This window comes from Streptomyces sp. 5K101, assembly GCF_046506645.1.
Taxonomy (GTDB): Bacteria; Actinomycetota; Actinomycetes; order Streptomycetales; family Streptomycetaceae; genus Streptomyces.
This window is the reverse complement of record NZ_JBKFFO010000008.1, coordinates 114,575-137,267: the sequence shown is the minus strand read 5'-3', so window position 1 is coordinate 137,267 and position 22,693 is coordinate 114,575. Positions and strand designations below refer to the sequence as shown.

At 71.5% G+C, this 22,693-nt stretch carries 24 protein-coding genes; 16 read left to right on the top strand and 8 right to left on the bottom strand.

Features of this window, described 5'->3' with window-relative positions:
- Positions 1 to 147 precede the first annotated feature (147 nt).
- From ACLB9X_RS17565 to ACLB9X_RS17525, 9 genes are all read left to right on the top strand, one after another.
- Entirely contained in the window at positions 148 to 996 is an 849-nt protein-coding gene (locus ACLB9X_RS17565; RefSeq protein WP_410361310.1) for a helix-turn-helix domain-containing protein, read from the top strand.
- Positions 993 to 1,199, top strand: coding sequence for a DUF397 domain-containing protein (locus ACLB9X_RS17560; protein WP_410361309.1), 207 nt, complete (start codon positions 993 to 995; stop codon positions 1,197 to 1,199). Before ACLB9X_RS17565 ends, ACLB9X_RS17560 begins: the two co-directional genes overlap by 4 nt.
- A gap of 185 nt (positions 1,200 to 1,384) precedes the next feature.
- Positions 1,385 to 2,125: a DUF6879 family protein gene (locus ACLB9X_RS17555; protein WP_410361308.1), complete on the top strand. Its 741-nt coding sequence runs from the start codon at positions 1,385 to 1,387 to the stop codon at positions 2,123 to 2,125.
- Positions 2,122 to 2,964: a helix-turn-helix domain-containing protein gene (locus ACLB9X_RS17550; RefSeq protein ID WP_410361307.1), complete on the top strand. Its 843-nt coding sequence runs from the start codon at positions 2,122 to 2,124 to the stop codon at positions 2,962 to 2,964. The genes ACLB9X_RS17555 and ACLB9X_RS17550 overlap by 4 nt, the downstream gene beginning before the upstream one ends.
- A gap of 161 nt (positions 2,965 to 3,125) precedes the next feature.
- Positions 3,126 to 3,347, top strand: coding sequence for a hypothetical protein (locus tag ACLB9X_RS17545; protein ID WP_410361306.1), 222 nt, complete (start codon positions 3,126 to 3,128; stop codon positions 3,345 to 3,347).
- Positions 3,348 to 3,703: 356 nt separating this feature from the next.
- The gene (locus ACLB9X_RS17540) at positions 3,704 to 4,147 is read left to right on the top strand and encodes a glycine-rich domain-containing protein (protein ID WP_410361305.1); all 444 of its coding nucleotides are present in this window, start codon (positions 3,704 to 3,706) and stop codon (positions 4,145 to 4,147) included.
- A 61-nt stretch (positions 4,148 to 4,208) separates the two neighbouring features.
- Positions 4,209 to 4,586 carry a hypothetical protein gene (locus ACLB9X_RS17535; protein WP_410361304.1) on the top strand — a complete coding sequence of 126 codons (378 nt, stop codon included), beginning with the start codon at positions 4,209 to 4,211 and terminating at the stop codon, positions 4,584 to 4,586.
- Between the two features lie 20 nt (positions 4,587 to 4,606).
- Positions 4,607 to 5,215, top strand: a complete 609-nt coding sequence (locus ACLB9X_RS17530; protein WP_410361303.1) for a YdeI/OmpD-associated family protein — start codon at positions 4,607 to 4,609, stop codon at positions 5,213 to 5,215.
- Between the two features lie 106 nt (positions 5,216 to 5,321).
- Entirely contained in the window at positions 5,322 to 5,528 is a 207-nt protein-coding gene (locus tag ACLB9X_RS17525; protein ID WP_410361302.1) for a hypothetical protein, read from the top strand.
- A gap of 41 nt (positions 5,529 to 5,569) precedes the next feature.
- Here ACLB9X_RS17525 and ACLB9X_RS17520 read toward each other — a convergent pair whose 3' ends face one another.
- Positions 5,570 to 6,508, bottom strand: a complete 939-nt coding sequence (locus ACLB9X_RS17520) for a LysR family transcriptional regulator (protein WP_410361301.1) — start codon at positions 6,506 to 6,508, stop codon at positions 5,570 to 5,572.
- Between the two features lie 272 nt (positions 6,509 to 6,780).
- Between ACLB9X_RS17520 and ACLB9X_RS17515 the strand changes: the two genes are divergently transcribed.
- The 4 genes from ACLB9X_RS17515 (at position 6,781) to ACLB9X_RS17500 (ending at position 10,943) form a co-directional block, all read left to right on the top strand.
- On the top strand, positions 6,781 to 7,737 hold the full coding sequence (locus ACLB9X_RS17515) for an ABC transporter substrate-binding protein (protein ID WP_410361300.1): 957 nt from the start codon (positions 6,781 to 6,783) through the stop codon (positions 7,735 to 7,737).
- A complete protein-coding gene (locus tag ACLB9X_RS17510) occupies positions 7,734 to 8,717 on the top strand; it encodes an amino acid ABC transporter permease (RefSeq protein WP_410361299.1) in 984 nt (327 codons plus the stop codon). The genes ACLB9X_RS17515 and ACLB9X_RS17510 overlap by 4 nt, the downstream gene beginning before the upstream one ends.
- 23 nt (positions 8,718 to 8,740) lie before the next feature.
- Positions 8,741 to 9,493: an amino acid ABC transporter ATP-binding protein gene (locus ACLB9X_RS17505; protein ID WP_410361464.1), complete on the top strand. Its 753-nt coding sequence runs from the start codon at positions 8,741 to 8,743 to the stop codon at positions 9,491 to 9,493.
- Between the two features lie 235 nt (positions 9,494 to 9,728).
- Entirely contained in the window at positions 9,729 to 10,943 is a 1,215-nt protein-coding gene (locus ACLB9X_RS17500) for an NAD(P)/FAD-dependent oxidoreductase (protein WP_410361298.1), read from the top strand.
- A gap of 59 nt (positions 10,944 to 11,002) precedes the next feature.
- On the opposite strand, the gene ACLB9X_RS17495 is transcribed toward ACLB9X_RS17500, so the two are convergent.
- Complete coding sequence (locus ACLB9X_RS17495) at positions 11,003 to 11,617, bottom strand: hypothetical protein (protein ID WP_410361297.1); 615 nt, start codon at positions 11,615 to 11,617, stop codon at positions 11,003 to 11,005.
- 181 nt (positions 11,618 to 11,798) lie between these two features.
- On the opposite strand from ACLB9X_RS17495, the gene ACLB9X_RS17490 reads away from it, so the two are divergent.
- Entirely contained in the window at positions 11,799 to 12,746 is a 948-nt protein-coding gene (locus tag ACLB9X_RS17490; RefSeq protein ID WP_410361296.1) for a CHRD domain-containing protein, read from the top strand.
- Positions 12,747 to 12,976: 230 nt separating this feature from the next.
- Here the strand turns inward: ACLB9X_RS17490 and ACLB9X_RS17485 are convergent, their stop codons facing one another.
- A complete protein-coding gene (locus tag ACLB9X_RS17485; RefSeq protein WP_410361463.1) occupies positions 12,977 to 14,683 on the bottom strand; it encodes a DUF445 domain-containing protein in 1,707 nt (568 codons plus the stop codon).
- Between the two features lie 91 nt (positions 14,684 to 14,774).
- Here ACLB9X_RS17485 and ACLB9X_RS17480 point away from each other — a divergent pair, with 91 nt between their 5' ends.
- A complete protein-coding gene (locus ACLB9X_RS17480) occupies positions 14,775 to 16,022 on the top strand; it encodes an SGNH/GDSL hydrolase family protein (protein WP_410361295.1) in 1,248 nt (415 codons plus the stop codon).
- Between the two features lie 200 nt (positions 16,023 to 16,222).
- Here ACLB9X_RS17480 and ACLB9X_RS17475 read toward each other — a convergent pair whose 3' ends face one another.
- The 4 genes from ACLB9X_RS17475 to ACLB9X_RS17460 are packed head-to-tail and all read right to left on the bottom strand — an operon-like array spanning position 16,223 to position 19,531.
- On the bottom strand, positions 16,223 to 16,948 hold the full coding sequence (locus ACLB9X_RS17475; protein WP_410361294.1) for a DUF1707 domain-containing protein: 726 nt from the start codon (positions 16,946 to 16,948) through the stop codon (positions 16,223 to 16,225).
- Positions 16,949 to 16,961: 13 nt separating this feature from the next.
- Positions 16,962 to 17,918, bottom strand: coding sequence for an ATP-binding cassette domain-containing protein (locus ACLB9X_RS17470; RefSeq protein ID WP_410361293.1), 957 nt, complete (start codon positions 17,916 to 17,918; stop codon positions 16,962 to 16,964).
- Positions 17,919 to 17,934: 16 nt separating this feature from the next.
- Positions 17,935 to 18,738 carry an ABC transporter permease gene (locus ACLB9X_RS17465; RefSeq protein WP_410361292.1) on the bottom strand — a complete coding sequence of 268 codons (804 nt, stop codon included), beginning with the start codon at positions 18,736 to 18,738 and terminating at the stop codon, positions 17,935 to 17,937.
- A complete protein-coding gene (locus ACLB9X_RS17460; protein ID WP_410361291.1) occupies positions 18,731 to 19,531 on the bottom strand; it encodes an ABC transporter permease in 801 nt (266 codons plus the stop codon). Before ACLB9X_RS17460 ends, ACLB9X_RS17465 begins: the two co-directional genes overlap by 8 nt.
- Before the next feature lie 152 nt (positions 19,532 to 19,683).
- Between ACLB9X_RS17460 and ACLB9X_RS17455 the strand changes: the two genes are divergently transcribed.
- Positions 19,684 to 22,377: a transglycosylase domain-containing protein gene (locus ACLB9X_RS17455; protein WP_410361290.1), complete on the top strand. Its 2,694-nt coding sequence runs from the start codon at positions 19,684 to 19,686 to the stop codon at positions 22,375 to 22,377.
- Here ACLB9X_RS17455 and ACLB9X_RS17450 read toward each other — a convergent pair.
- Positions 22,371 to 22,691, bottom strand: a complete 321-nt coding sequence (locus ACLB9X_RS17450) for a DMT family transporter (protein WP_177152551.1) — start codon at positions 22,689 to 22,691, stop codon at positions 22,371 to 22,373. The genes ACLB9X_RS17455 and ACLB9X_RS17450 overlap by 7 nt on opposite strands.
- Positions 22,692 to 22,693: the final 2 nt, after the last annotated feature.

The window sequence follows — 22,693 nt, the reverse complement described above, 5'->3', positions numbered from 1 at the left end:
GTCGCACGATTCTGCGGAGCGCGGCCACTTCTGCCGGTTCGGCCAAGAACGGTAGTTTCCACGGCCTCCTCGGCACGCTTGCGTCGACGCTCATGCCATCCCCCCTGACGCGGAGACTGAACACCCGCTACTGAAGAGAGGGTTGGGATGGCCGGCTCACCAACGGCGCGACGCCGACGTCTGTCGATCGAGCTGAAGAAGCTGCGCGAGACAAACGGCTTCACCTGCGCGCAGGTGGGAGAGGCACTGGACTGGAGTGGGTCCAAGGTCAATCGCATGGAGACTGGCACCGGACGCGTACAGCCCTCAGATGTTGAGGCGCTGTGCCGCTTCTACGGCACGGACGACGAGCTCCGTGAGTTCCTCAAGTCGCTGGCCCGGCAGGCCAAAACACGAGGTTGGTGGCAGGCCCACGGCAGCGGGATTCCATCTTGGTTCTCGATCTACATCGGGCTGGAGCAGGACATCTCCACGTTCCGGCAGTACCAGTGCGAGTTCCTGCCAGGGCTGATGCAGACGCCCGCGTATGCCACCGAGTTGCACCGCGCCACCAACCAGATGGCCGCCGACGATGTGGAGCGGGCAGTCCACGTCCGGATGGAACGTCAGGCAATGCTCACCCGAGAGGACGCTCCAGACGCCTGGTTCGTCGTGCATGAGAGCACCCTGCGGAACGTGGTCGGTGATCGAGCGGTGATGCGTGAACAGCTCGAACGCATTCTGGATTCGCTTGAACTCCCCAGCGTCACACTGCAGGTGCTGCCGTTCGATGCCGGTCCTTACCCTGCCACGGGCTCGTTCACCCTGATGGGCTTCCCTGACCCTGAGGATCCGGACATCGTGTACCGGGATGGCATCACCGACGCCATCTACCTGGAGGGGGCGGACGATGTGCGGGAGTACACGCGAGCCTTCGACAATCTGAGAGCCGCTGCCGCGAGCCCTCATCGCTCGGTCCAACTGATCAAGTCATTGCTGAAGGACTACGTACGATGACCAACCCCAATCCGACCTCTTCCAGGGGCCCTCAGTGGTTCAAGTCCTCCCACAGCAATGGGTCTGATGGTGAGTGCGTGGAGTGTGCGCAGGCCGGGACTGGCATCTTGGTACGCGACTCGAAGCGACCGGCGGGACCGGTGGTCGCCGTGGCGACCGACGCCTGGCGAACCTTCGTAGAAGGATTCTCCGTCCGGCTTTGAGTTCGTGTCGCAAGGCGTGGGCATCCGGCCCAGGGGCCGAGTGCGAGCCGCCGCTTCCTCGGGATGGCCGGTTGCGCGCAACCGGCCGTGACCGCCGCAGACCCGCGCAATCTTCCGCAATCTGTCGCTGCGTTCGCGGCCCGCTGCAGCATCCTGGACACCCGGCCAACCAGCTAGGAGGACACATGACGCTGCGGTTCATCGGTACGACCAGTGAAAGCGGCGACTGCCCTACGCTCTATGAGATCGAGGGAAGTACCGACATCCTCATCCAGGGGGACCGCGTCAGCAACCCGGAGCGTCTGGCCCAGCTCCGCGACGTCAAGGAGTCGGAGACCTTCGTGACCGTGCCGCGGGATCTGCTCGTCCGGTTCGCTCCGCGGGCCGAGCGGAATCCCATGGTGCCCTTCCAAGAGGTCGCCCACATGTTCAGGGAGTTCAAGCACACCGCGTTCCGGCTGGAGACCCGTCGCGGCTATGCCACCGATCGGAACGGCGCCACGTGGCGGCGGTGGCAGGCCGGTGAGGAGATCTCCGTCGAGCCCGTCAATGACTGGCGCCGCAACGTCGCCGACCAGGTGGCCCAGGGGAAGCGCTTCGAGCGGGTTCGCCTCGTTGACTCCCCGCCCACCGAGGGGCAGCGCTTCCTGCTCGCCACCGGTCTCGGCAACGTGGCCTCGGGCGAGGACATCCGCAACCTGCCCCGCGCGGAGGCCGAACGGCTAGGCCTGCCGGACTTCGACTTCTGGCTGTTCGACTCCCGCGTCGTCGCGCGCTTCGTCTTCGACGAACAGGACACAACGTTGGGAGTCGTCCTCAGCGAGGACCCCGCCGAGGTGCTCGCCGCCTGCCAGGCTCGTGATGCGGCCTGGCATCACGCGGTCCGTACCGCAGAGTTCCAGAGGCAGGTACGTTCGTCCATGTGAGCACGGACTTCCAGACTGCCCGGATCATTCTCGGTGCGCGCCTCAAGGAGCTGCGCACCGAGGCGGGCCTGGACGGCAAGGGCGTGGCAGCGCGCCTCGGCTGGCAGCGGTCGAAGGTGTCTCGCCTGGAGAACGGCAAGCAGACGGCCACAGCGGCCGATCTCAGCGCCTGGGCTCAGGCAGTCGGCCGACCGGACGTCACCGACGAGTTGACCAGACAGCTGTTCGGGCTGGAGACGAAGTACCGGTCCTGGCGTAGACAGTTGACGGGTGGCCATCGAGCCCGGCAGGAGCTGGCCATCCTGGAGACCGCAGCGACCCGGACAATCCGTGGCCTGGAGGTCACTCGCATCCCCGGTCTGTTCCAGACACCGGATTACGCACGGCACGTGTTCGAGTCCAACGCCGAGTTCCGGCAGATGAAGAAGGACGTCGAGGAAGCGGTTCGTGCCAGAGTTCGTCGACAGCAGGCCCTGTACGAGCCCGGCAAGCGATTCCGGTTCCTCATCTGGGAAGGCGCCCTGTACGTGCGGATGTGTCCGCGCAAGGTGCACGCGGCACAACTGGACCGTCTCATCGGCCTGATCGGACTCGACACGGTTGAGCTGGGCATCGTGCCCTTTGGAGCACAGCTGCGCCGCACCCCGGCTCACGGCTTCTGGATCTATGACCGGCGGCTCGTCATCGTCGAGACCATCAACACGGAAATGTGGCTGGACGACGAGGAATCGATCCAGCTGTACGAGCGTGCCTGGGAATGGCTCGATGAGGCTGCGGTGTACGGCGCCTCCGCTCACCGGTTGATCAACAGGGCCTGCTCGTCGATGGGCGTTGAATAAGCAACGCCGCCAAACCATGCCCTCCACCCGCGCAATCCAGCGCAATCGCCGGCAATCGCGCAACCGGCCTCCCTAACGTGCTAGCCATGGACTTACACACCAACAGGGAACGGCCCCTCAGGTGTCACTGTCACAGCGGCCCGTCCTCCACCACCATGTGCATGCGCCAGTCCGGACCGCCGCTCACCACGTACGCCGACGCACCCTCCCAAAAGCAGCGCGATCTCTCCTCCCCGGCCCACGCCATGCGTCCGGTCGGCCTGCCCCTGTGCTGGTCACCGAAGCCTGACGCACCGGTCCGCTGCTGCACCCCGCCGCCCGGCCATGCCGGCGACCACTTCCACGAGTACTCGGGCGCGACCTGGCGACAGGGACCGACGTGAACACCGCCTCCACGCCGCGCCGCTGTCGCGAGGTCCCGATCCCGCCGGCTTCCGCGCTGTCCTGGGAGGCGTATGCGGGCCGCGCCTGTTACGCCTGTGACAGACAGCTCACCCGGGGTGCCGTCCTTGTCGGCCGCGCCGCCGGGCAACAAGGCGCCCACGTCCTCGACACCGACGTCTACGCCTGCCCATGAGCCGTCCGCGGGTGCCGTCGATCACCCGCGGGCCTCAGCTCCCGTCCCGGACCAATTCCCTGGCAGGACCGGGTCCGGGACGGGCGGGCCCCGCGAGGAGCCCTGCACGCACCACGGCTCGCGGGTAGGCCGCGTGCCGAGCACGTACCGAAGGAGCATCCCATGGCCGCTCTCGCAACAGAACTGGTCCACGGCCGCAGCCTCGTCGAGCCGGAATTCTTCGGCCGGCTCGTGAACTTCCTCGTCCAGGAGGAGAAGATCACCCGCGAGCGGGCCGAACGCGTCATGGACCAGGCGCTCGCCTTCCTCCACATGTCCGCCCACCGCGCCGAGGGCCTGTCGCCGTCGCAGGCCGTCGATCCCGGCTGGCACGCCTTCATGCTGCACACCCGTGAGTACGCCGCCTGGTGCCAGGAGCAGTTCGGCCGGTTCCTCCACCACAACCCGTTCCCCGCCCCGCAGCTCTACGACGGCGCGCAGATGCGGGCCACCGTCGCCGCCATCGAGGACGCCGGGTTCGTCGTCGACCACGACCTGTGGGGCACGGCTGCGAACTGCAACCCGCCCGCCTGCTGCGGCGACGGAGGCGGATGCGGCGGCAAGTAGCCGCCCTGTTCAACGCGCGGCCGCCGCCCCGGCGGCCGCGCCCGCACGGCACGGAGCCGCCATGCCCACCCTCGACATCACCGCCGTCAGCCGACTCACCCTCTTCCCGCTGCACGGACTGTCCGTCGCCTACACCACCCACTCCAGCGACCAGCGGGGCCTCGGTGACACCGCCGTCGTGGCCGTCGTCGAGCCCTACGGCGCCACCGGCGACCAGCTGTGGCACCTCGCAGCCGGCATGTACGCCAATCCGCCCACCGCCCAGACGCAGGCTCGCTGGATTCTCACCCAATGCACGCGCGCCCGGATGTGCCGCGCCCGCCGTTACCGCGACCTGCCCACCGCCAGGTGGACGGCGACACTCACCCGCACCGTCCACCTCGATGCCCTGTTCGCCAACCACGACATCCTCCGCACCGGCACTCTCACGATCGAATAGCGACGGAACCGGAAAGGGTCATGACAATCGGCCGAGTGTGGTTCGCTTCTGGGGTGACTCAGGACTTGGAGATCGTCGCATTCGCATCCGCCGAGGCATTCGAGGCGTGGCTCGGCGAGAACCACGCCGTCTCGCCCGGCATCTGGCTCAAGCTGCGCAAGAAGGGCCCGGGAATCGTCGCGCTGGACTACGCCCAGGCGCTCGACGCAGCACTCTGCTACGGCTGGATCGACGGCCAGAAGGCCACGTTCGACGACCAGTGGTGGCTCCAGCGGTTCACCCCGCGCCGGCCGAGGAGCAAGTGGTCCAAGGTCAACCGGGACAAGGTGGCCGCCCTGACCGAGCAGGGCCGGATGCAGCCGCCCGGGCAGGCCGAGGTCGACCGCGCCAAGGCGGATGGACGCTGGGAGGCGGCCTACGACAGCGCGAGGACCGCCACGGTGCCGGACGACCTCGCGGCGGCCCTGACCGCCGCCCCGGCCGCGGCGGCGTTCTTCGAGACGCTGGACCGGCAGAACCGCTATGCGGTCCTGTACCGGATCCAGGACGCCAAGAAGGCCGAGACCCGTGGGCGCCGGATCGAGAAGTACGTAGCGATGCTGGCGAAGGGCGAGAAGCTGTACCCGTAGTCCGGGTCGCAGTACACCGAGCAGGCCCCGCCTCGTGTCAGCGTTCGTCACCTGGGCTTCCCTGCCGTACCCGCGAACGAAGCCCCGAGCAAGTAAGGATGCCCCCGTGGCCGACCGCATCAGCGCGCTCATCTCCGCCCTCGGCGTACTCCCCGCCTCGTTCCTCCTCGTCTACGCCGTCCGCGAGCATCGAGCGGGCTCGTCCGTCCTCTGGGTCGTGGCCGGGGCGCTCCTGGTCCTCGTCGCGTGCACCACCCTCGTGCGGGACGTCCGGCGGCTGCTGGCGGCGCCCGAGGGGGACCGAGAGGACTGAGTCAGCCGGCGCTCCCGGCGGCCCGGACCGGTGCGGGACCATCACACCGCCGTCGGCAGGTCCCCCGCCTCCGACAGTTCCGCGTCGATCGTCGTCGCCGCCGACCGCAGCACCTCGACCGCCTGGTCCAGGAACGGGTTCGGGTCGCCCGAGCGGCGGACCGCGAACACCCGGCGTACGTGCGTGGTGTTGGCGAGACGGATCAGGTGGACGTCCTCCGACTTGCTCAGGGCCAGCTCCGGCACGATCGCGACGCCGAGGCCGTTCCGTACGAGCTCGAAGGGGAGGTTGTAGTCGTTCGTGCGGAAGATGACCTCGGGGCGGAAGCCGCCCGCGGCGCAGATGTGGAAGAGGGAGCGGGCCGCGTCCGTGTCCTCGCGGTAGCAGATCCAGCGTTCCGCCGCGAGGTCGCTGACCTGGATGCGTTTGCGGCGGGCCAGGCGGTGTCTCTTGGGGACCAGGACGTACAGCGGCTCCTCCAGGATCAGGGTCCGCTCCAGGTCGGGCGGGTCGTTGCGCGGCACCGTGCCGTACTCGAAGATCACGGCGAGGTCGAGCCGGCCCTCCGCGACCGCGGGCAGGGTGACCGGCGGATCGCCCTCCTCGTAGCGGACGTCGACGTGCGGGCGGTCGCGCAGGAACTCGGTGAGGACGGCCGGCATCAGGCGGAAGCCCGCCGACCAAAAGCTGCCGAGATGCAGCCGCCCGCGTTCGGCCGCCGCGAAGGAGCGCATCTCGTCCTCGGCGGCCTCCAGGTCGGCGAGCAGCCGTGCCGCGCGGCGGGCGAGTTGGGCGCCGGCGGCGGTCGGCCTCACACTGCGCGGCGAGCGCTCGAAGAGCAGCACGCCGAGGGCCCGTTCCACCGAGGCTATCTGCTGGGAGACCGCGGACGGGGAGTAGCCGAGGCGGCGGGCGGCGGTGCGCAGTGAACCGGTGGCGACCACATCGCGGATCGCCTGCAACTGCGTCGGGGTCAGCATCAGGCGAACTTAACAACGGTTCGGACGACGGGGCCAGAGGTTGCCCACGATGAAGTGCCCTCCTGCCGGGGCGCGTCGGCTGCTCGACGGCTGGACTCGCAGGTGGACGAGGGTGAGCCGACGGAGCCGAGCAACAGGACAACTGAACAATGTGTACGGCAATGTTCGTTCTGTTTCATCTTGTGTCGCCGGTTCGACTGGCGCAGATTGAGCGGCATCGAGCGGCAGGAACCGGCCACGTCATGGCCGGCCCACCAGCGAAAGGCACTGCCATGGACATACGGCTCCCGGGGCCCCGCGCCCGTCGGACGAGGCGCGCCGCAGCTGTCGGCGTGGCGCTGGCCGGACTTCTTCCGCTGCTGGCGGCGTGCGGCGGCACGCCGTCGGCCGGAGCGAGCGGGCCGGGATCGGCAGCGGCATCCGGCCAGGCGGCTGTGCAGGCGAAGGACCCGAAGCTCGCGGCGCTGCTGCCGAAGAAGGTGCGGGACTCCGGCGAGCTGGTCGTCGCGGAGGGCGACGACTATCCGCCTCTGGTGTCCCTCGGTCCGGACAACAAGACGCTGGTCGGCATGGAGCCGGAGCTCATGCGGGCGATCGGGCAGGTGCTGGGCGTCGAGGTGACGTTCTCCAAGGCCAGCTTCGACAGCATCATCGGCGGCGTCCAGTCGCGCCGTTACGACCTCGCCATCCAGGCCATGCTCGACAAGCCGGAACGCCGGCAGCACGTCACGTTCGTCGACTACTTCAGGACCAGCAGCGCCATCCTGGTGCAGCAGAAGAACGCGGAATCGATCGGCTCCCTGGACGATCTGTGCGGCAGGACGGCGGCCGTCGAGAACGGCACCGCCCAGGTCGAGGACATCGAGGCGCAGGCGAAGAAGTGCGAGGCCGCCGGCAAGCCCGCCGCGAAGGCGCTGGTCTTCCCCGACTCCGTCGGCTGCTTCCAAGCGCTGTCCACCGGCCGCGCCGACGCCTTCGTCGGCGGCACGCCGACCGTCGCGTACCAGGCCGGGCAGTCGAACGGGCAGCTGCGCCAGGTCGGCGAGCCGTACCGCTTCCTGCCGTACGGAATCCTGGTCAACAAGCAGGACAAGGACCTCGTCGAGGCCGTGCGACAGGCCCTGCAGAAGCTCATCGACAACGGTGCGTACGGCGAGATCCTGAAGCGCTGGGACGTCGAGTCCGGCGCCCTCGACCGGGTCACGGTGAACGGCGGCGCGGCGGCATGAGCGAGTCCACGCTCCGCACCGCCCACGTGATCAAGGCGAGCGCGGGCCGCAGGGAGATCGACGCGGTGCCGGTGCGCCGTCCGGGCCGCTGGTTCGCCTCGGCGGCGCTCGTGTTCCTCGTGGTCTTCCTCGTCGAGGGATGGGCCTCGAACGAGCGGATGCAGTGGGCGACGGTCGGCGACCACCTCTTCACTCCCGTCGTCCTCGAAGGTTTGGCCACGACGCTCTGGCTGACGGCGGCCGCCATGGCCATCGGTGTCGCCGGTGGTGTCGTCCTGGCCGTGATGCGCCGGTCCGCGAACCCGCTGCTGTCGCGGCTGAGCTGGGTCTACGTCTGGGCGTTCCGCGGCACACCGCTCCTGGTCCAGTTGCTGTTCTGGTACTTCCTCGCCGCGATCGTGCCGGAGGTCGGGCTGGGGGTGCCGTGGGGGCCGACCTTCGTCGAGTTCGACACGAACACGCTGGTGACCCAGACGTCGGCCGCGCTGCTCGGCCTCGGGCTGCACGAGGCCGCGTACATGGCGGAGATCGTCCGTTCCGGCATCGCCTCCGTGGACGACGGGCAGACGGAGGCGGCCCACGCGCTCGGCATGACGCGCCGCCAGACCCTGCGGCGCATCGTGCTGCCGCAGGCGCTGCGCATCATCATCCCGCCCACGGGCAACCAGGTGATCTCCATGCTCAAGACCACGTCCCTGGTCTCGGTGATCGCCGTGCCCGAACTGCTCACCTCCATCCAGGCGATCTACTCCCGCAACTTCCAGCAGATCCCGCTGCTGACGGTGGCCTGCGCCTGGTACCTGCTGGCCGTCTCGGTGCTCAGCGTCGGCCAGTACTACCTGGAGCGCCGGTACGGGCGGGGCGCGAGCCGTGATCTGCCGCCCACACCGCTGCAGCGCATGCGCACCGCCCTCGCCGGTCGCGGGACGTCGCCGCAGGCCCCCGTACGCCCGAAGCCCGTGCCCCAGGAGGACCGATGACGACGACCGCCACCGCGCCACCTGTGGTGCGTGCCGAGGGTGTGCACAAGAGCTTCGGCCGGACCGAGGTGCTCAAGGGCATCGACCTGACCGTCGCCGCGGGCGAGGTGATGTGCCTGATCGGTCCGTCGGGGTCCGGCAAGTCGACGTTCCTGCGGTGCATCAACCACCTGGAGACCATCGACGCCGGACGGCTGTACGTGCACGACCGGCTGATCGGCTACGAGGAGCGCGACGGCCGCGTCCACGAGCTCACCGACGCGGCGATCGCGCGGCAGCGGCGGGGCATCGGCATGGTCTTCCAGCGCTTCAACCTGTTCCCGCACATGACGGCGCTGGAGAACGTGATGGAGGCCCCGGTCCAGGTCAGGAAGGAGTCCAGGACGGAGGCCCGGGAGCGTGCGCAGTCCCTGCTCGCCCGCGTCGGACTGGCCGACCGGGCCGGCTCCTACCCGTCGCAGTTGTCGGGCGGCCAGCAGCAACGGGTGGCGATCGCGCGGGCGTTGGCGATGCGGCCCGATCTGATGCTGTTCGACGAGCCGACGTCCGCGCTGGACCCCGAGCTCGTGGGCGAGGTCCTCGACGTGATGCGCGGGCTCGCCGAGGACGGCATGACGATGATCGTCGTCACGCACGAGATGGGGTTCGCCCGCGAGGTGGGCGACTCGCTCGTGTTCATGGACGACGGTGTCGTCGTCGAGTCGGGCGACCCTGCCGAGGTGCTGGGCTCTCCGCGTCACGCCCGCACCCAGGCGTTTCTCGGCAAGGTCCGCTGACTGGTAGCCGTACCGCTCCCGGCAGCGCGGCGCGTCCAGGCGCGGGTACGGGGCGGGTTCGGCCTCGACTGTCGTGCCCGCCGCCCCTTCCCGCGCCGCGCCATGCCCGACGCTGCCCCATTTATCACCTATGCCGTGGTGCCGGTGCGGGCTTCTCCGGCACCTGTCCCCGCCTCCCGGCATCGCCCCGCCCGGCGGCCGCCCCTCCTTCCCGTATCACTCAAAGGAAACACCCATGCCTCGTGTCCTCGTCGTCGGAGCCGGCGTGCTCGGTGCCTCCGTGGCGCACCATCTGGTCCAGGCCGGTGCCCATGTCACCGTGATCGACGCCGGTGGCCCGGCCGCCGGAACGTCCAGCGCCACCTTCTCCATCGACGTCAGCCACCTCAAGACGCCGTTCAGCTACTACGCGTTGAACCGGCGCGGTGCCGAACTGCACCAGCGGCTCGGCGAGGAGCTGGGCGGCGCCGACTGGCGCCACCCCGCGCCCCTCGTGCAGTGGGGCCACACCGAGCAGGAGCAGCACGTCATCCGTGAGCGGGCCGAGCGGCTGCGGGGCTGGGGCCACGCCTGCCGCTCCGCCCACCCCGCCGAACTGACCGACCTCGCGCCGGGCGTCTCCATGGACGCCTGCCGGGCCGACGAACTCGTCGTCCACGAGCACGCGTGCTGGTACGACGCCCCGCTGTTCACGCGGCGGCTGCTCGACCGTGCGGCTCTGGGCGGCGCGGACATCCGCTTCGGACTGCGGGTCACGGAGGTGCTGCGCACGGGAGAGCGGATCACCGGTGTGGTGGCGGAGGGCCGCCGGTTCGAGGCGGACTGGGTGGTCAACTGCGCGGGGCCGGACGCGGGGCGCATCGCCGCGCTGGCGGGTGCGTCGCTGCCGCTGAACCGGGTGCCCGGGCTCGTCGGGGAGAGCACGCGGCTGCCGGAACGCGACTGGCTCGGTGCCATCCTGGCCGCGCCCGGCGTCGATCTGCGGCCCGCGCCCGACGGGCGGGTCGTGTCGATCTCGTGGCCGGTGGACGCCATGCTGCCGCCGGACGCCGAGGGCGCGGCGGACACCAAGGACGCGGCGGATGCGGCGGACCCGGCACGGCGGGCCGACCCGGCGCTGGAGCGGAAGCTGCACCGCCTGGGCCGGGAGGTGTTCACGCCGCTGCGGGCCGCCGGGATGGCGGGCGTCCGGCTCGGAGTGCGTCCGGTGCCTGCGGACGGGCTGCCTCTGGTCGGCTGCGCCGCCGCAACTCCCGGTCTCTACACGGTCGTCACGCACAGCGGTGTCACCCTGGCACCGGCGCTCGGCCTGCTCGCCGCGCAGGAGATCGTCGGCGGCACCGCCTGCGCGGAGCTCGCCGACTACCGTCCGGACCGTGTCCCGGCCACGGACGTACTCGACGAGAGCGTGCAGGTCATGAGCGGCGCCGCCGCGATCACGGCGGCGTGAACCGGGGGACGCGCGGGCGTCCTCGGGGCAACGGACGCGGCGGTGGCGGGGTGATCGGCTCAGACCACCGTCTCCGCCTCCGTCTTGATCAGCTTGCCGTCCGCGGCGATCACGAACCATTCGCCGTCCAGGCCCTGTCCGTTGACGTCCCCCGGGGTCACGTCGCCCACGTAGTAGTAGAGCGGCCAGTCCCCGTAGACCGCCTGTTCGGCGCCCGCCCCCAGCTTCGTCTCCTTCAGGAGCGCGGCCTCGGTGCCCGGGCCCGCCTTCACGTCGGTCGCGGAGATGAGGGCCGGCCAGACCGCGATGCAGTCGGCGTCGCAGGTGGCCTGGCCCGGCTTGTCCTTGGTGAAGCCGTAGAGCGTGCGGCCCTTGTCGTCGACGAGGATCGTGCCGAGGTCGGTCTCCGCCGTCCTGACCGTGACGGTCACGGGGGCGGGTTCGGGGCCGGCGTCGGGGGCGGCGTCGGCCGGGGCCTCCGAGCCGGCGGCGGCGTCGGCGGGCGGCTGCTGGGGCGGGGGCTGTTCGGCGCTCGGTGCGGCCGGCCGCGCCGCCCCATATCCGGAGCCCGATCCTCCGGAGTCCTCGCACGAGGTCACCGTGAGCAGCGCCAGCGCGACCAGCGGGGCCGCGAGCAGGGTCCTGGTCCGGGCTGTGGTGCGGGTGCCGCGCATGGTGAGATCCCCTCGGATTCCGGTCTGCGGGAAGGAACGTACGGCGGGATGTACGGGCCCGGCCGACCGGCCGTTCACTCCTCTTGGCGGCGGCTCCCGTTGAACGGCGCGCCGGGAAGTCCCGTACTTGACGCCGACCGGCCACGACCGGGCCGGCCCCCGAACGGGAGGTTCCTCCGCCATGCACAAGCGTCATGTCTCCGTCTCGGCCGCCGCCGCCCTCGTGCTCGCCGCCGCGGCGGGCACCGTTCCCGCATCCGCCGACGACCGTCACGCAGGCGGCCGCGGTACGGCGCAGGACGGCGCGGTGACGTTCACGAAACCGGCGCGCGGCCACGCCGTCACCTTCGCCGCCGTCCTCACCGGCGCCCACGAGGTCGCCGAGAAGGGCGGGCCCGCCGTGAACGACCCCGACGGCCGGGCCGTCGCGCTCGTCAAGGTGAAGGGCGACCGGGTCGTCTTCGCGATGCAGTGGAAAGGGTTCGTGCCGAGCCAGGGGCACATCCACCAAGGCGTCGCCGGGCAGAACGGCGACGTGACGGTCCCGCTGTTCGGCACCGAGATGCCCGACACCGTCCACTCGGCGGCCGGGCACACGGTCCTCACCGACGCCGCGCTCGCCGACAGCATCCGCGAGCATCCGTCGGGGTTCTACCTCAACCTGCACAGCAAGGAGTTCCCGGGCGGCGCCGTGCGCGGGCAGCTGAAACGCCTGAAGCGGAACATCAACCCGCTCCACATCATCAAGGGCGGCAAGCTGCGGGCGCTGCAGAACGGCGCGCAGGAGGTGCCGGTCACGGACCCGCACAAGGTCGGGGACGACGACGGGTACGCCGTGACCTTCCTGCACCCCGCGGGCCGCAGCGTCGACTTCTCGCTGGCGTGGGTCAACATCCAGGCGCCCCAGGCCGCGCACATCCACAAGGGCGGGTTCGGGAAGAACGGGGACGTGGTGCTGGGACTCGTCAACAAGCCGGTTCCGGAGGGTCTGTTTGCCGTCTCCGGGCGGCTGGAGCACCAGCACAAGGGCCTGCTGAAGGAGATACGCCACAACCCGTGGGCGTTCTACTCGAACATCCACACCAAGAAGTTCCCGGACGGCGCGGTGCGCGGCCAGCTGTTCCACTGAGGGGGCGGGGCCGGGGCGGCGGAGGGCGTTCTACGCCGGGCCGGTGACAGCGCGAGGCCGGCGAAAGAGGCACTGAACGCTTCCGGCCCGCCGTACGTATTCCATGACACCTCCCCTAGAGGCGCTGGGCGCATGACCGTCGGCAGGGACCGGTCACGCGCCCAGCGCACGTCCGCACGGCGGAGACGGCCCCCTCGGGAGCCCGGCGCACCGCGGAGACGCGCGCCCCCTCAGGCGCCCAGCGCATGGGCGACGGTGTAGATCAGCAGGCCGGCAAGCGCGCCGACCACCGTGCCGTTGATCCGGATGAACTGCAGGTCGCGGCCGATGTGCGCCTCGATCTTGCGGGTGGTGTGCTCCGCGTCCCAGCTCGCGATGGTCTCCGAGATCAGGGAGGTGATCTCGGAGCGGTACGTGGTGACCACGTACACCGCCGCGTCCTCGACCCAGCCCTCCACCTTCGCCTGCAGCCTGCCGTCCGTCGCCAGCCGGGCGCCGAGGGACAGCAACGAGGCGCGGGCGCGCAGCCGGAGCTCGCTGCGGTCGTCCTCCGCCGCCGAGATGATCATGCCGCGCACGGAGGACCAGGCCGACGCGATCACGTCCTGCACCTCCGAGCGCGACAGCATCTCCGACTTCATCCGCTCGACGCGCTCCCGCGTCTGCGTGTCCGACTGGAGGTCGGCGGCGAAGTCCGCGAGGAAGCGGTCGATCGCGCCGCGCGCCGGGTGGGACGGCATGTCGCGCGTCTCGCTGATGAAACGCAGCAGCTCCCGGTAGACGCGCTCGCCGACCTTCCGGTCCACGAACCGGGGCGTCCAGCCGGGGGCGCCGCCCTCGACCGCGTCCATGACGGAGTCCGAGTGGAAGACCAGCCAGTCGTGGGCGCGGGCGAGGATCAGGTCGACGGCCCGGTGGTGGGCGCCGTCGGCCACGACCTTCTGGAGCGTCTTGCCGATACCGGGCGCGATCTCGGCGGCCTCCGCGCGGCGGGTGATGGCCTCGCCGACGACCGCTTGCACGTCGGAGTCGCGCAGGACGGTGAGCGCGCCGCGCAGGGCGGTGGACAGCTCGGCGGTGACACGGTCGGCGTGGGCGGGCTCGGCGAGCCAGGCGCCGAGGCGGCCGCCGATGCCGAGGGCGTGCAGGCGGGCGCGTACGACGTCCTCGGAGAGGAAGTTCTCGCCGACGAAGAAGCCGAGGGAGGCGCCGAGCTGGTCCTTCTTGTTGGGGATGATCGCGGTGTGCGGGATGGGCACGCCGAGGGGGTGGCGGAAGAGCGCGGTGACGGCGAACCAGTCGGCGAGCGCGCCGACCATGCCGGCCTCGGCCGCGGCGGCGACGTATCCGGCCCAGGGGCCGAGTCCCGCGTTCTTCGCCCAGGTGGCGAGGACGAAGATCAGCGCGACGAGGAGCAGCAGGCCGGTGGCGGTGGCCTTCATCCGCCGCACGCCGCGCCGTTTCTCCTCGTCGGCGGCGGTGTACGCGAAGCCGGGCAGCCCGGCGCGGGAGCGGGCGCGCCCGGCGGGCGGGAGGGCCTCGTCCCGGGTGCTCCGCATCCGGCTGGAGGTGTCCGGCAGCACGACGTCCGTCCCGTCGGCCCGAGTCCCCGCGGACGCGCGGGCCCCGCCGGAAGCGTCCGGCAGCACGACGTCCGCGCCACCGGTCGTCTCCGAGCCGGAGTCACCGACGGGGCCTCCGGTCACGGGAGTGTGTGGACGTCCGGCGCGTGCGCCGCCGGTGCCGCCGTCAGAGCTGGAGACGCGGCTCCCGGCGTCCGCGCCGTCAGCCCGGACGCCGTCCGAAGGTCCGGCGCGCTCCGCGCCGGAGGCCCCGGCCGTGTCCCCGGGGCGCCCCGCGCCACCGGCCCGGCCCGCGCGGTCCGCGCGCTCCGAGGCGTCCGGCTCATCCGGTTCTGTACGTTCCATCCGCTCCACCCGTCCGCGCGTGGGTACCGTACGCATTGTCCCTCCCTCGTGTACTCCTGGGCGGCGCGTCGAGTTCCCGGGCATGGCCGATGATGTGTTCATGAGCAAGCGTTCGGGGTATGCGGGTCTCGCTGCCCTCACGGCCGCGGTCGTCCTGATCTGCGGCGGTATCTACATCGGGGTCGGGGCCGTCAAGACCAAGCCGGCCGTTCGCAAACCCCGGGCGGCCACTCCCCTGTGGATCGGCACCTGGGCCGCCGGCCCCGTCGGCCTCGCGCCCGCGGCCACCGCTCCTGGCGCGCCCAGCGGGCCGCACGGCCGGTCGGTGCGCAACGTCGTGCACACCAGCATCGGCGGCACCGCCGCCCGTGTCACCGTCTCCAACCTGTACGGCACCCTGCCGCTGCGCGTGTCCGCCGTCTCCCTCGCCGTGCGCGCCGGCGACGACGGTCCGGAAGCCGTGCGGGGGACGCTGCGGCCCGTCACGTTCGGCCGGGCGACCGGCGTCACCGTCGCCCCCGGCGGGCAGCTGGTCAGCGACCCGGTCGTCCTCCGCATCCCGTACGACGGCGATCTCCTGGTCACCGTCCACACGCCCGCTCCGGGCGGACCCGTGACCTCCCACCCGCAGGCGCGCCAGACGTCCTACCTCGCCGACGGCGACCACACGCGCGACGAGGCGGGGGACGCGTACCGGACGGAGACCCGCTCCTGGCACCACGTCACCGCCGTCGACGTCCTCACCGCGGAGGCGCGCGGCGCGGTCGTCGCCGTCGGGGACTCGATCACCGACGGGGTGTCCTCCACGCCGGACACCAACCGCCGCTGGCCCGACGTGCTCGCCGACCGGCTGGCCGGCCGGTACGGCGTACTGAACGAGGGCATCAGCGGCAACCGGCTGCTGAGCCAGGACCGGGGGCCCAGCACCCTCGCCCGCTTCGACCGCGACGTGCTCGCACGCTCGGGCGCCCGGACGGTGATCGTCGCGATCGGCATCAACGACCTGCTGCGCGCGCCGTACGCGCCGACCGGGGACGGCGTCGTCACCGGCCTGACCGAGCTGTCCCGCCTGGCCCACGCCCGGGGGCTGCGCGTGATCGGCGCGACCCTCATGCCGTGCGGCGGCCACCTGCGCTGCACCCGCGCCGTGGAGGCCGAGCGCGTCAAGGTGAACGCGGCGATCCGCGCGGGCGGGATCTTCGATGCGGTCGTCGACTTCGACCGGGCGCTGCGCGACCCGTACGCACCGGAGCGGCTCCACCCGGTGTACGACTCCGGTGACCACCTCCACCCGAGCGACGCGGGCTACGCCCGGATGGGCACGTCGGTGGACACCACGTCGCTGTGACCGGGGCCCGGAAGGGGCCGCCGCACCGCCGTGCGCGGGCCGTGCTCCGGACCGGGACGCCGGGCCGCCGTGCGCGGGCCGTGCTCCGGGCCGGGCCGCCGCGACGCCCTGCCCGCGCCCCCCGAGGGGGCCGCCGCGCCGCCGTGCGCGGGCCGCGCGCCTCCCGACCGGGCGGCCGCGACGCCCGCCGCGGCGAGCCGTCAGTCGCCCAGCTCCTTCTGGCCGTGGCCGCCGTGGCCCAGGTGGCCTCGGCGCTTCGCGTCCTTCGTCAGGCGGGCGCGCTCGGACCGCTCGGCCTTCAGGCGCTGCTTCTCGGCCTTCGTGCGCTTGCGCTCCACGCCGACGCCGCCCATCAGGGCCAGTCCCTTGACGATCACGCGCGGCGCGGACGGGTCCGGTGTGCCGTCGACGCTGCCGTGCTCGCCGAAGCCGCCCAGCAGGCCGATGCCCCTGACCTCGACGTTCAGGTCGGGCGGGACGACGACCTGTACGCCGCCCATGATCGTGAAACAGGAGATCACCGTCTCGCGGTCCTCGAAGCGGGCCTCCCGCAGATCGAGCTCGCCGCCCCCCATGAGGGTGACCGCGGTGAACCGGCGGCCGATGGTCCAGGTCCCCCTGCGCCCGAACCCGCCCCAGAAGGCGAACGCCCCCTTCGAGGTCGCCGGCCGGCCGACGCGCTCCGCCCAGCCGCCGGACGGCGCGGCGGGAGCCGCCGCGTCGACCGGCACCACCGTCCCGGCCGTCGGCAGGTCGCGCACCAGCGGCGCCAACTCGCCGTGCGTACGCGCGCCGTACGCGGCCTCGAGGCGCTGCTCGAACTCCTCCATGTCGAGCCGTCCCTCGGCCACGGCTTCGCGCAGCCGCTCGGCCACGCGCTCCCGTTCGGAGTCGGACGCACGCATCTCGGGGAGTTCGCTCGTCATGTCGCCAGACTAGTCAAGCGGATCGGTCCGCGTACATCTTTGCGATCACGGCCTCGATGTCCGGCTCCCGCACCGACAGGTCGACCAGCGGATACCGTTCCGCCAGGGCCGCGACGAGGGGCGCCGCCGACATCGAGGCGGGGAACGCCAGCCACTGCCTGGGGCCCTCCACCTGCACCGTCCGCGCCGCGTCCAGGACGATGGGCGGGATCTCCCGCTCCAGGTCGACGACCAGCGTCCGCTCGCTCTCCCCCACCTCGTGCAGCCCGGAGAGCGCGCCGTCGTACATCAGCTTTCCGTGGTCGATGACCATGACACGCTTGCACAGCTGCTCGATGTCGGTGAGATCGTGCGTGGTCAGCAGCACCGTCGTACCGCGCTCGGCGTTCAGGTCCCGCAGGAACTCCCGCACCTTCGCCTTGGACACCACGTCCAGGCCGATGGTCGGCTCGTCCAGGTAGAGCACTTCGGGGTCGTGCAGCAGGGCGGCCGCGATGTCGCCGCGCATCCGCTGGCCGAGGGACAGCTGACGGACCGGCACGTCCAACAGCTCGCCCAGATCGAGGAGTTCGACGCAGCGGTCCAGGTTGGCGCGGAAGACGGCGTCCGGGACCCGGTACATGCGGTGCATCAGCCGGTACGAGTCGCGCAGCGGCAGGTCCCACCACAGGGTGGTGCGCTGCCCGAACACCACGCCGATCCGCTGTGCCAGCCGGGTGCGTTCGCGCGAGGGGTCGATACCCGCGACCCGCAGGCGGCCGCCGCTGGGGGTGAGGATCCCGGTCAGCATCTTGATGGTGGTGGACTTCCCGGCGCCGTTCGGGCCGATGTAGCCGACCATCTCGCCGCGCGGCACGGTGAAGCTGATGCCGTCCACGGCCCTCACCCGGTGCCGCTCACGGCGCAGCCGCCCCACCTTGCGGCGTACGTCGAAGACCTTCTCGACCCCGTCGAGTTCGATGAGATCCATGACCTGACCAGCCCCCTCAGTTTCCCGTGCTGCGGTACGAACGAAGGCCCACACGCCAGGCCAGTGCCGCCAGCGCACAGCACCCCGCGGCCACCAGGGGCGGCAGGAACGCCAGCCAGCCCGGCAGCCCGAGGGGGTCCTCGCGGCCCAGCACGTACAGCGACGGCACCCAGTTGACGAAGGCCAGCGGCACGACGAACGTCACGCCGCGCACCAGGTCCTTCGCGAAGATCGACGGTGGGTACTGGAGCAGGGTGTTCCCGCCGTACGTGAAGGCGTTCTGCACCTGGGAGGCGTCCTGCGCGACGAACTGGAACGCCCCGCCCGCCACGAACACGGACGCGAAGATCGCCCCGCCACTGAGCACCATCAGCGGCACCATCGCCACCTTCACGGCCGTCCACTCGATGTCGAGGGACACGAGCCCGTAGCCGAGCACCAGCAGGCCCTGGGTGATGCGGCCGAGCCTGCGCAGCGCGAACCGGTCGGCGGCGACCTGCACGAGGACGGGCACGGGCCGCACCAGCAGCGTGTCCAGCGTGCCGTCGCGCACACGCCGGCCCAGCCGGTCCATCGACCCCATCACCAGGTCGGCGAGGCCGAAGGCCGTGCTGGTGGTCCCGTACAGGAACGCGATCTCGGGCAGCGAGTAGCCGCCGAGCGCGTCGACGTGGGAGAACATCAGCAGGATCGTCACGAAGTCGAAGCCGGTGGCGGCGAAGTTGCCGAACGCCGTCATCGCGAACGAGGCCCGGTACGCCATCGTGGAGCGGACCCACATCGCCACGATCAGCCCGTACGCCCGCAGTGCCTCAGCCACCCTGGACCACCACCCGTCGTGTCGCGACCGACTGCAGCAGGCGTCCGGCGGCGAGCAGCGCGAGCGCCCAGCCGGCCTGGAAGGCGTAGGCGCCCAGCAGGTCCCAGCCGGTGTGCCGGCCGAGGAAGACGTCGGCGGGGATCTGGAGCAGCAAGGACCAGGGAAGGGCCCGCGCCACCTCGCCGAGGACGCCGGGGAAGAGGTTGAGGGGCAGCAGCATCCCGGAGAAGAAGAGCGCCGACAGCCAGCAGATCTGCATGACGCCCGCCCCGTCCATCAGCCAGAACGCGGACAGGGCGACGAGGAAGCGCACCGCAAAGCTCACGACGACGCCGAGCGTGACCGCGAGGAGGAAGGCCAGCCAGGTCAGCGGGGAGGCCGGCATCACCAGGTCGAAGGCGAGCGAGCCGAGCACCATCGGCACGATGCCGCGTCCCAGCAGGTGGAAGGCGGCCCGGCCCAGGTCGCCCGCGAGCCACCACAGTTGGAGGTCGGCGGGGCGGTAGAGGTCAATGGCGATGTCGCCGGTGCGGATGCGTTCGATCAGCTCGTCCTCGAAGCCGCCGCCCATCAGGGCACAGGTCATCAGCAGCGCCTGGCCGAGCCACACATAGGTGAGGGCCTGGGAGAGGTCGTATCCGCCGAGCTGCGGACGCTCGTCCCACAGGGCGATATAGGTGTACGCCAGGATGAAGCCGAAGACGGTGTTGGTGAACACCCCCGCCGCCGTGGCCACCCGGTACGTCGCATGGCGCCGGAACCCACTCGCCGCGACGACCGCGTACAGCCGCACAACAGCTCCTTCCCACGCGGACGATGCGTCCGGCCGGGCCGGACACCAAAGCGCACGACCCTAACGGAGCCGGTCACCGGGTCGCGAGCGCTTTTCCGGCCGGAGTGCCGGGATGCACGGGATAACGGGACAAAAAGGGCACTATGGGGGGCATGAGCGACGAGCCGCAGCAGGGCTGGACACCCCGCGACGCGACAGTTCCGACGCGGTCAGCCCCCGCCGCGGAGGCCGCACCCGCCGTGCACGGCACCCCCGGTGAGGAACGCCCATCCGCCGCGCACGGAACGCCCGCCGCGCAGGGCGCATCCGCCGTGCGCGGCAGACCCGCCGAGGAACGCCCATCCGCCGCGTACGGAGCCCCCGGGGAGGAACGCGCATCCGCCGCGTACGGCACGCACGCCCAGGAACGCCCATCCGCCGCGTACGGAGCCCGCGTCGCGCGGGGCGCATCCGCCGTGCGGGGCAAGACCACCGCGCGCGGCGGCGGCAAGGGCCGTCGCCGGCGCACCGGCTGGCGGCGTGTCATCCCGACCTGGCGCATCACCCTCGGCACCCTCCTGGCCGGCGCGCTCCTGCTCATCGGCGGGTTCCTGGCCGGATACCTGCTCGTCGACATCCCCCCGGCCAACGCCGCCGCGGTCGCCCAGACCAACGTCTACCTCTACAAGGACGGCACGCCGATCGCCCGCGACGGCGAGATCAACCGGGAGAACGTCCCCCTCTCCCACGTGCCGCTCGGCGTGCAGCACGCGGTCCTCGCCGCCGAGGACCGCGACTTCTACTCCAAGCCGGCGATCGACCCCCCGGCGATGCTCCGCGGCGCCTGGAACACCGTCACCGGCAAGGGCAAGCAGTCCGGCTCCACGATCACCCAGCAATACGTCAAGAACTACTACCTCGGCCAGGAACAGACCGTCACCCGCAAGGTGAAGGAGTTCTTCATCGCGGTGAAACTCGGCCGCGAGGTCAGCAAGAGCGAGATCCTCCAGGGCTACCTGAACACCAGCTACTTCGGCCGCAACGCCTACGGCATCCAGGCCGCCGCGCAGGCGTACTACGGCAAGGACGTCACCGACCTCGACATCGCCGAGGGCGCCTACCTCGCCTCGCTCCTCAAGGCGCCCAGCGCGTACGACGTCGCCGCCCACCCCGACAACCGGCCCGCCGCGCAGAGCCGGTGGCACTACGTCCTCGACGGCATGGTCAAGGAGCGGTGGCTGAGCCCCGCCGCACGCGCCGTGATGGACTTCCCCGCCCCGCGGCGCGCCCGGGCGGCCGACGGCCTGTCAGGCCAGCGCGGCTACATCGTCCAGGCGGTCACGGAGTACCTCACCGCCAAGGGGATCATCGACGAGGACACCCTCGCCACCGGCGGCCACCGCATCACCACCACCCTGGAGCCGGACAAGCAGGACGCCTTCACCGACGCCGTCGACGAGCACGTCACCTCGCGGCTCGACACCGCCCGCAAGGCCGACCGCAACGTCCGTGTCGGCGGCGTCTCCATCCACCCGGCCACCGGCAGGGTCCTCGCCATGTACGGCGGCGTCGACTACACGAAGCAGTTCGTCAACAACGCCACCCGCCGCGACTACCAGGTCGGCTCCGCCTTCAAGCCCTTCGTCTTCACGGCGGCCGTCGAGCACGGCTCCACCACCCAGGGCGGCCGCCCCATCACCCCCAACACCGTCTACGACGGGACCAGCGAGCGTCCCGTCCAGGGCTGGACCGGCGCGCCGTACGCGCCCGCCAACGACGACGACGTGTCCTACGGCCGGGTCACCGTCAGCCGCGCCACCGACGAGTCCGTCAACGCCGTCTACGCGCAGATGGCCGTGGACGTCGGCCCGGCCAGGGTCCGGCAGACCGCGGTCGACCTCGGCCTGCCCGCGAAGACGCCGGACCTGACCGCAGCGCCGTCCATCGCGCTCGGCACCGCGACCGCCAGCGTCCTCGACATGGCGCAGGCGTACGCCACGCTGGCCAACCACGGCCGGCACGGCGCCTACACGCTGGTCGACAAGATCACCAAGGACGGCACCGAGATCGACGTGCCCGCCCCGCGGATGCGCCGCGTCGTCTCCCGCGAGGCCGCCGACACCACCACCGCCGTCCTGCGCAGCGTCGTCGACGGCGGCACGGGGACGGCGGCCGGAGCGGCCGGCCGGCCCGCTGCGGGCAAGACCGGCACGGCCGAGGAGGACCGGGCCGCCTGGTTCGCGGGCTACACGCCCGACCTCGTGACCGTCGTCGCCGTGATGGGCCAGAACCCCGACACCGGCGCGCAGACCTCGCTGTACGGGGCGCTCGGGAACAGCCGGATCAACGGCGGCGGGGTGCCCGCCGACATCTGGGCCCGCTACACGGCTGCCGCCCTGAAAGGCAGCCCGGCGCGGGACTTCGAGCTGGAGGTGGTCGAGGACATCGAGGAGGGCCGGCACCCGTTCGACGAGGAGGACGGGGAGGAATGGGAGGACTGGGAGGACTCCGAGGAGTCAGAGGACCTGCGGGATCCGGAGGGCCGGCGGGATCCCAGGGATCCGTACGAGCCCCGGGAGCCCGAAGGCCCCGGCCGCACGGGCGGCCCGAGCCAGGGCGGATCGTGGGGGCGCGGCGGCCCGGCCGGGCCCGGCCCTTCGGCGAGCGCCCCCGCCCCCGGCGTACCAGCCACGGGCGGACCCTCCGCCGGCCCCACCGGCCCGGGCCCGGGCGGGACGGTCGGCGGGCCCCCGACCGGCGGCGCGCTCACCCCGGGTCCCACCCCGTCCGGCCACACCACGGTCCCGAGCGGGACCCCCGGCCCCGTCAGCCCCACGGGTGCCCTCCCGAACGGCGGGCCTCAGTGACCGGAGGTCGCCTTCAGCCCCACGACGGCCACCAGCAGCAGACACACGAAGAAGATCCGGGCCGCCGTCACCGGCTCGTTGAGCACCAGCATGCCGACCACGGCCGCGCCCGCGGCGCCGATGCCGACCCAGACGCCGTAGGCCGTGCCGATGGGCAGCGTCTTCGCGGCATGCGACAGCAGCACCATGCTGGCGACGATCCCGAGACCGGTGAACACGCTCGGCCAGAGCCTGGTGAACCCGTCGGTGAACTTCATCCCGATCGACCAGCCGACCTCGAGCAGACCGGCGACAACAAGCAGAACCCAGGCCATGA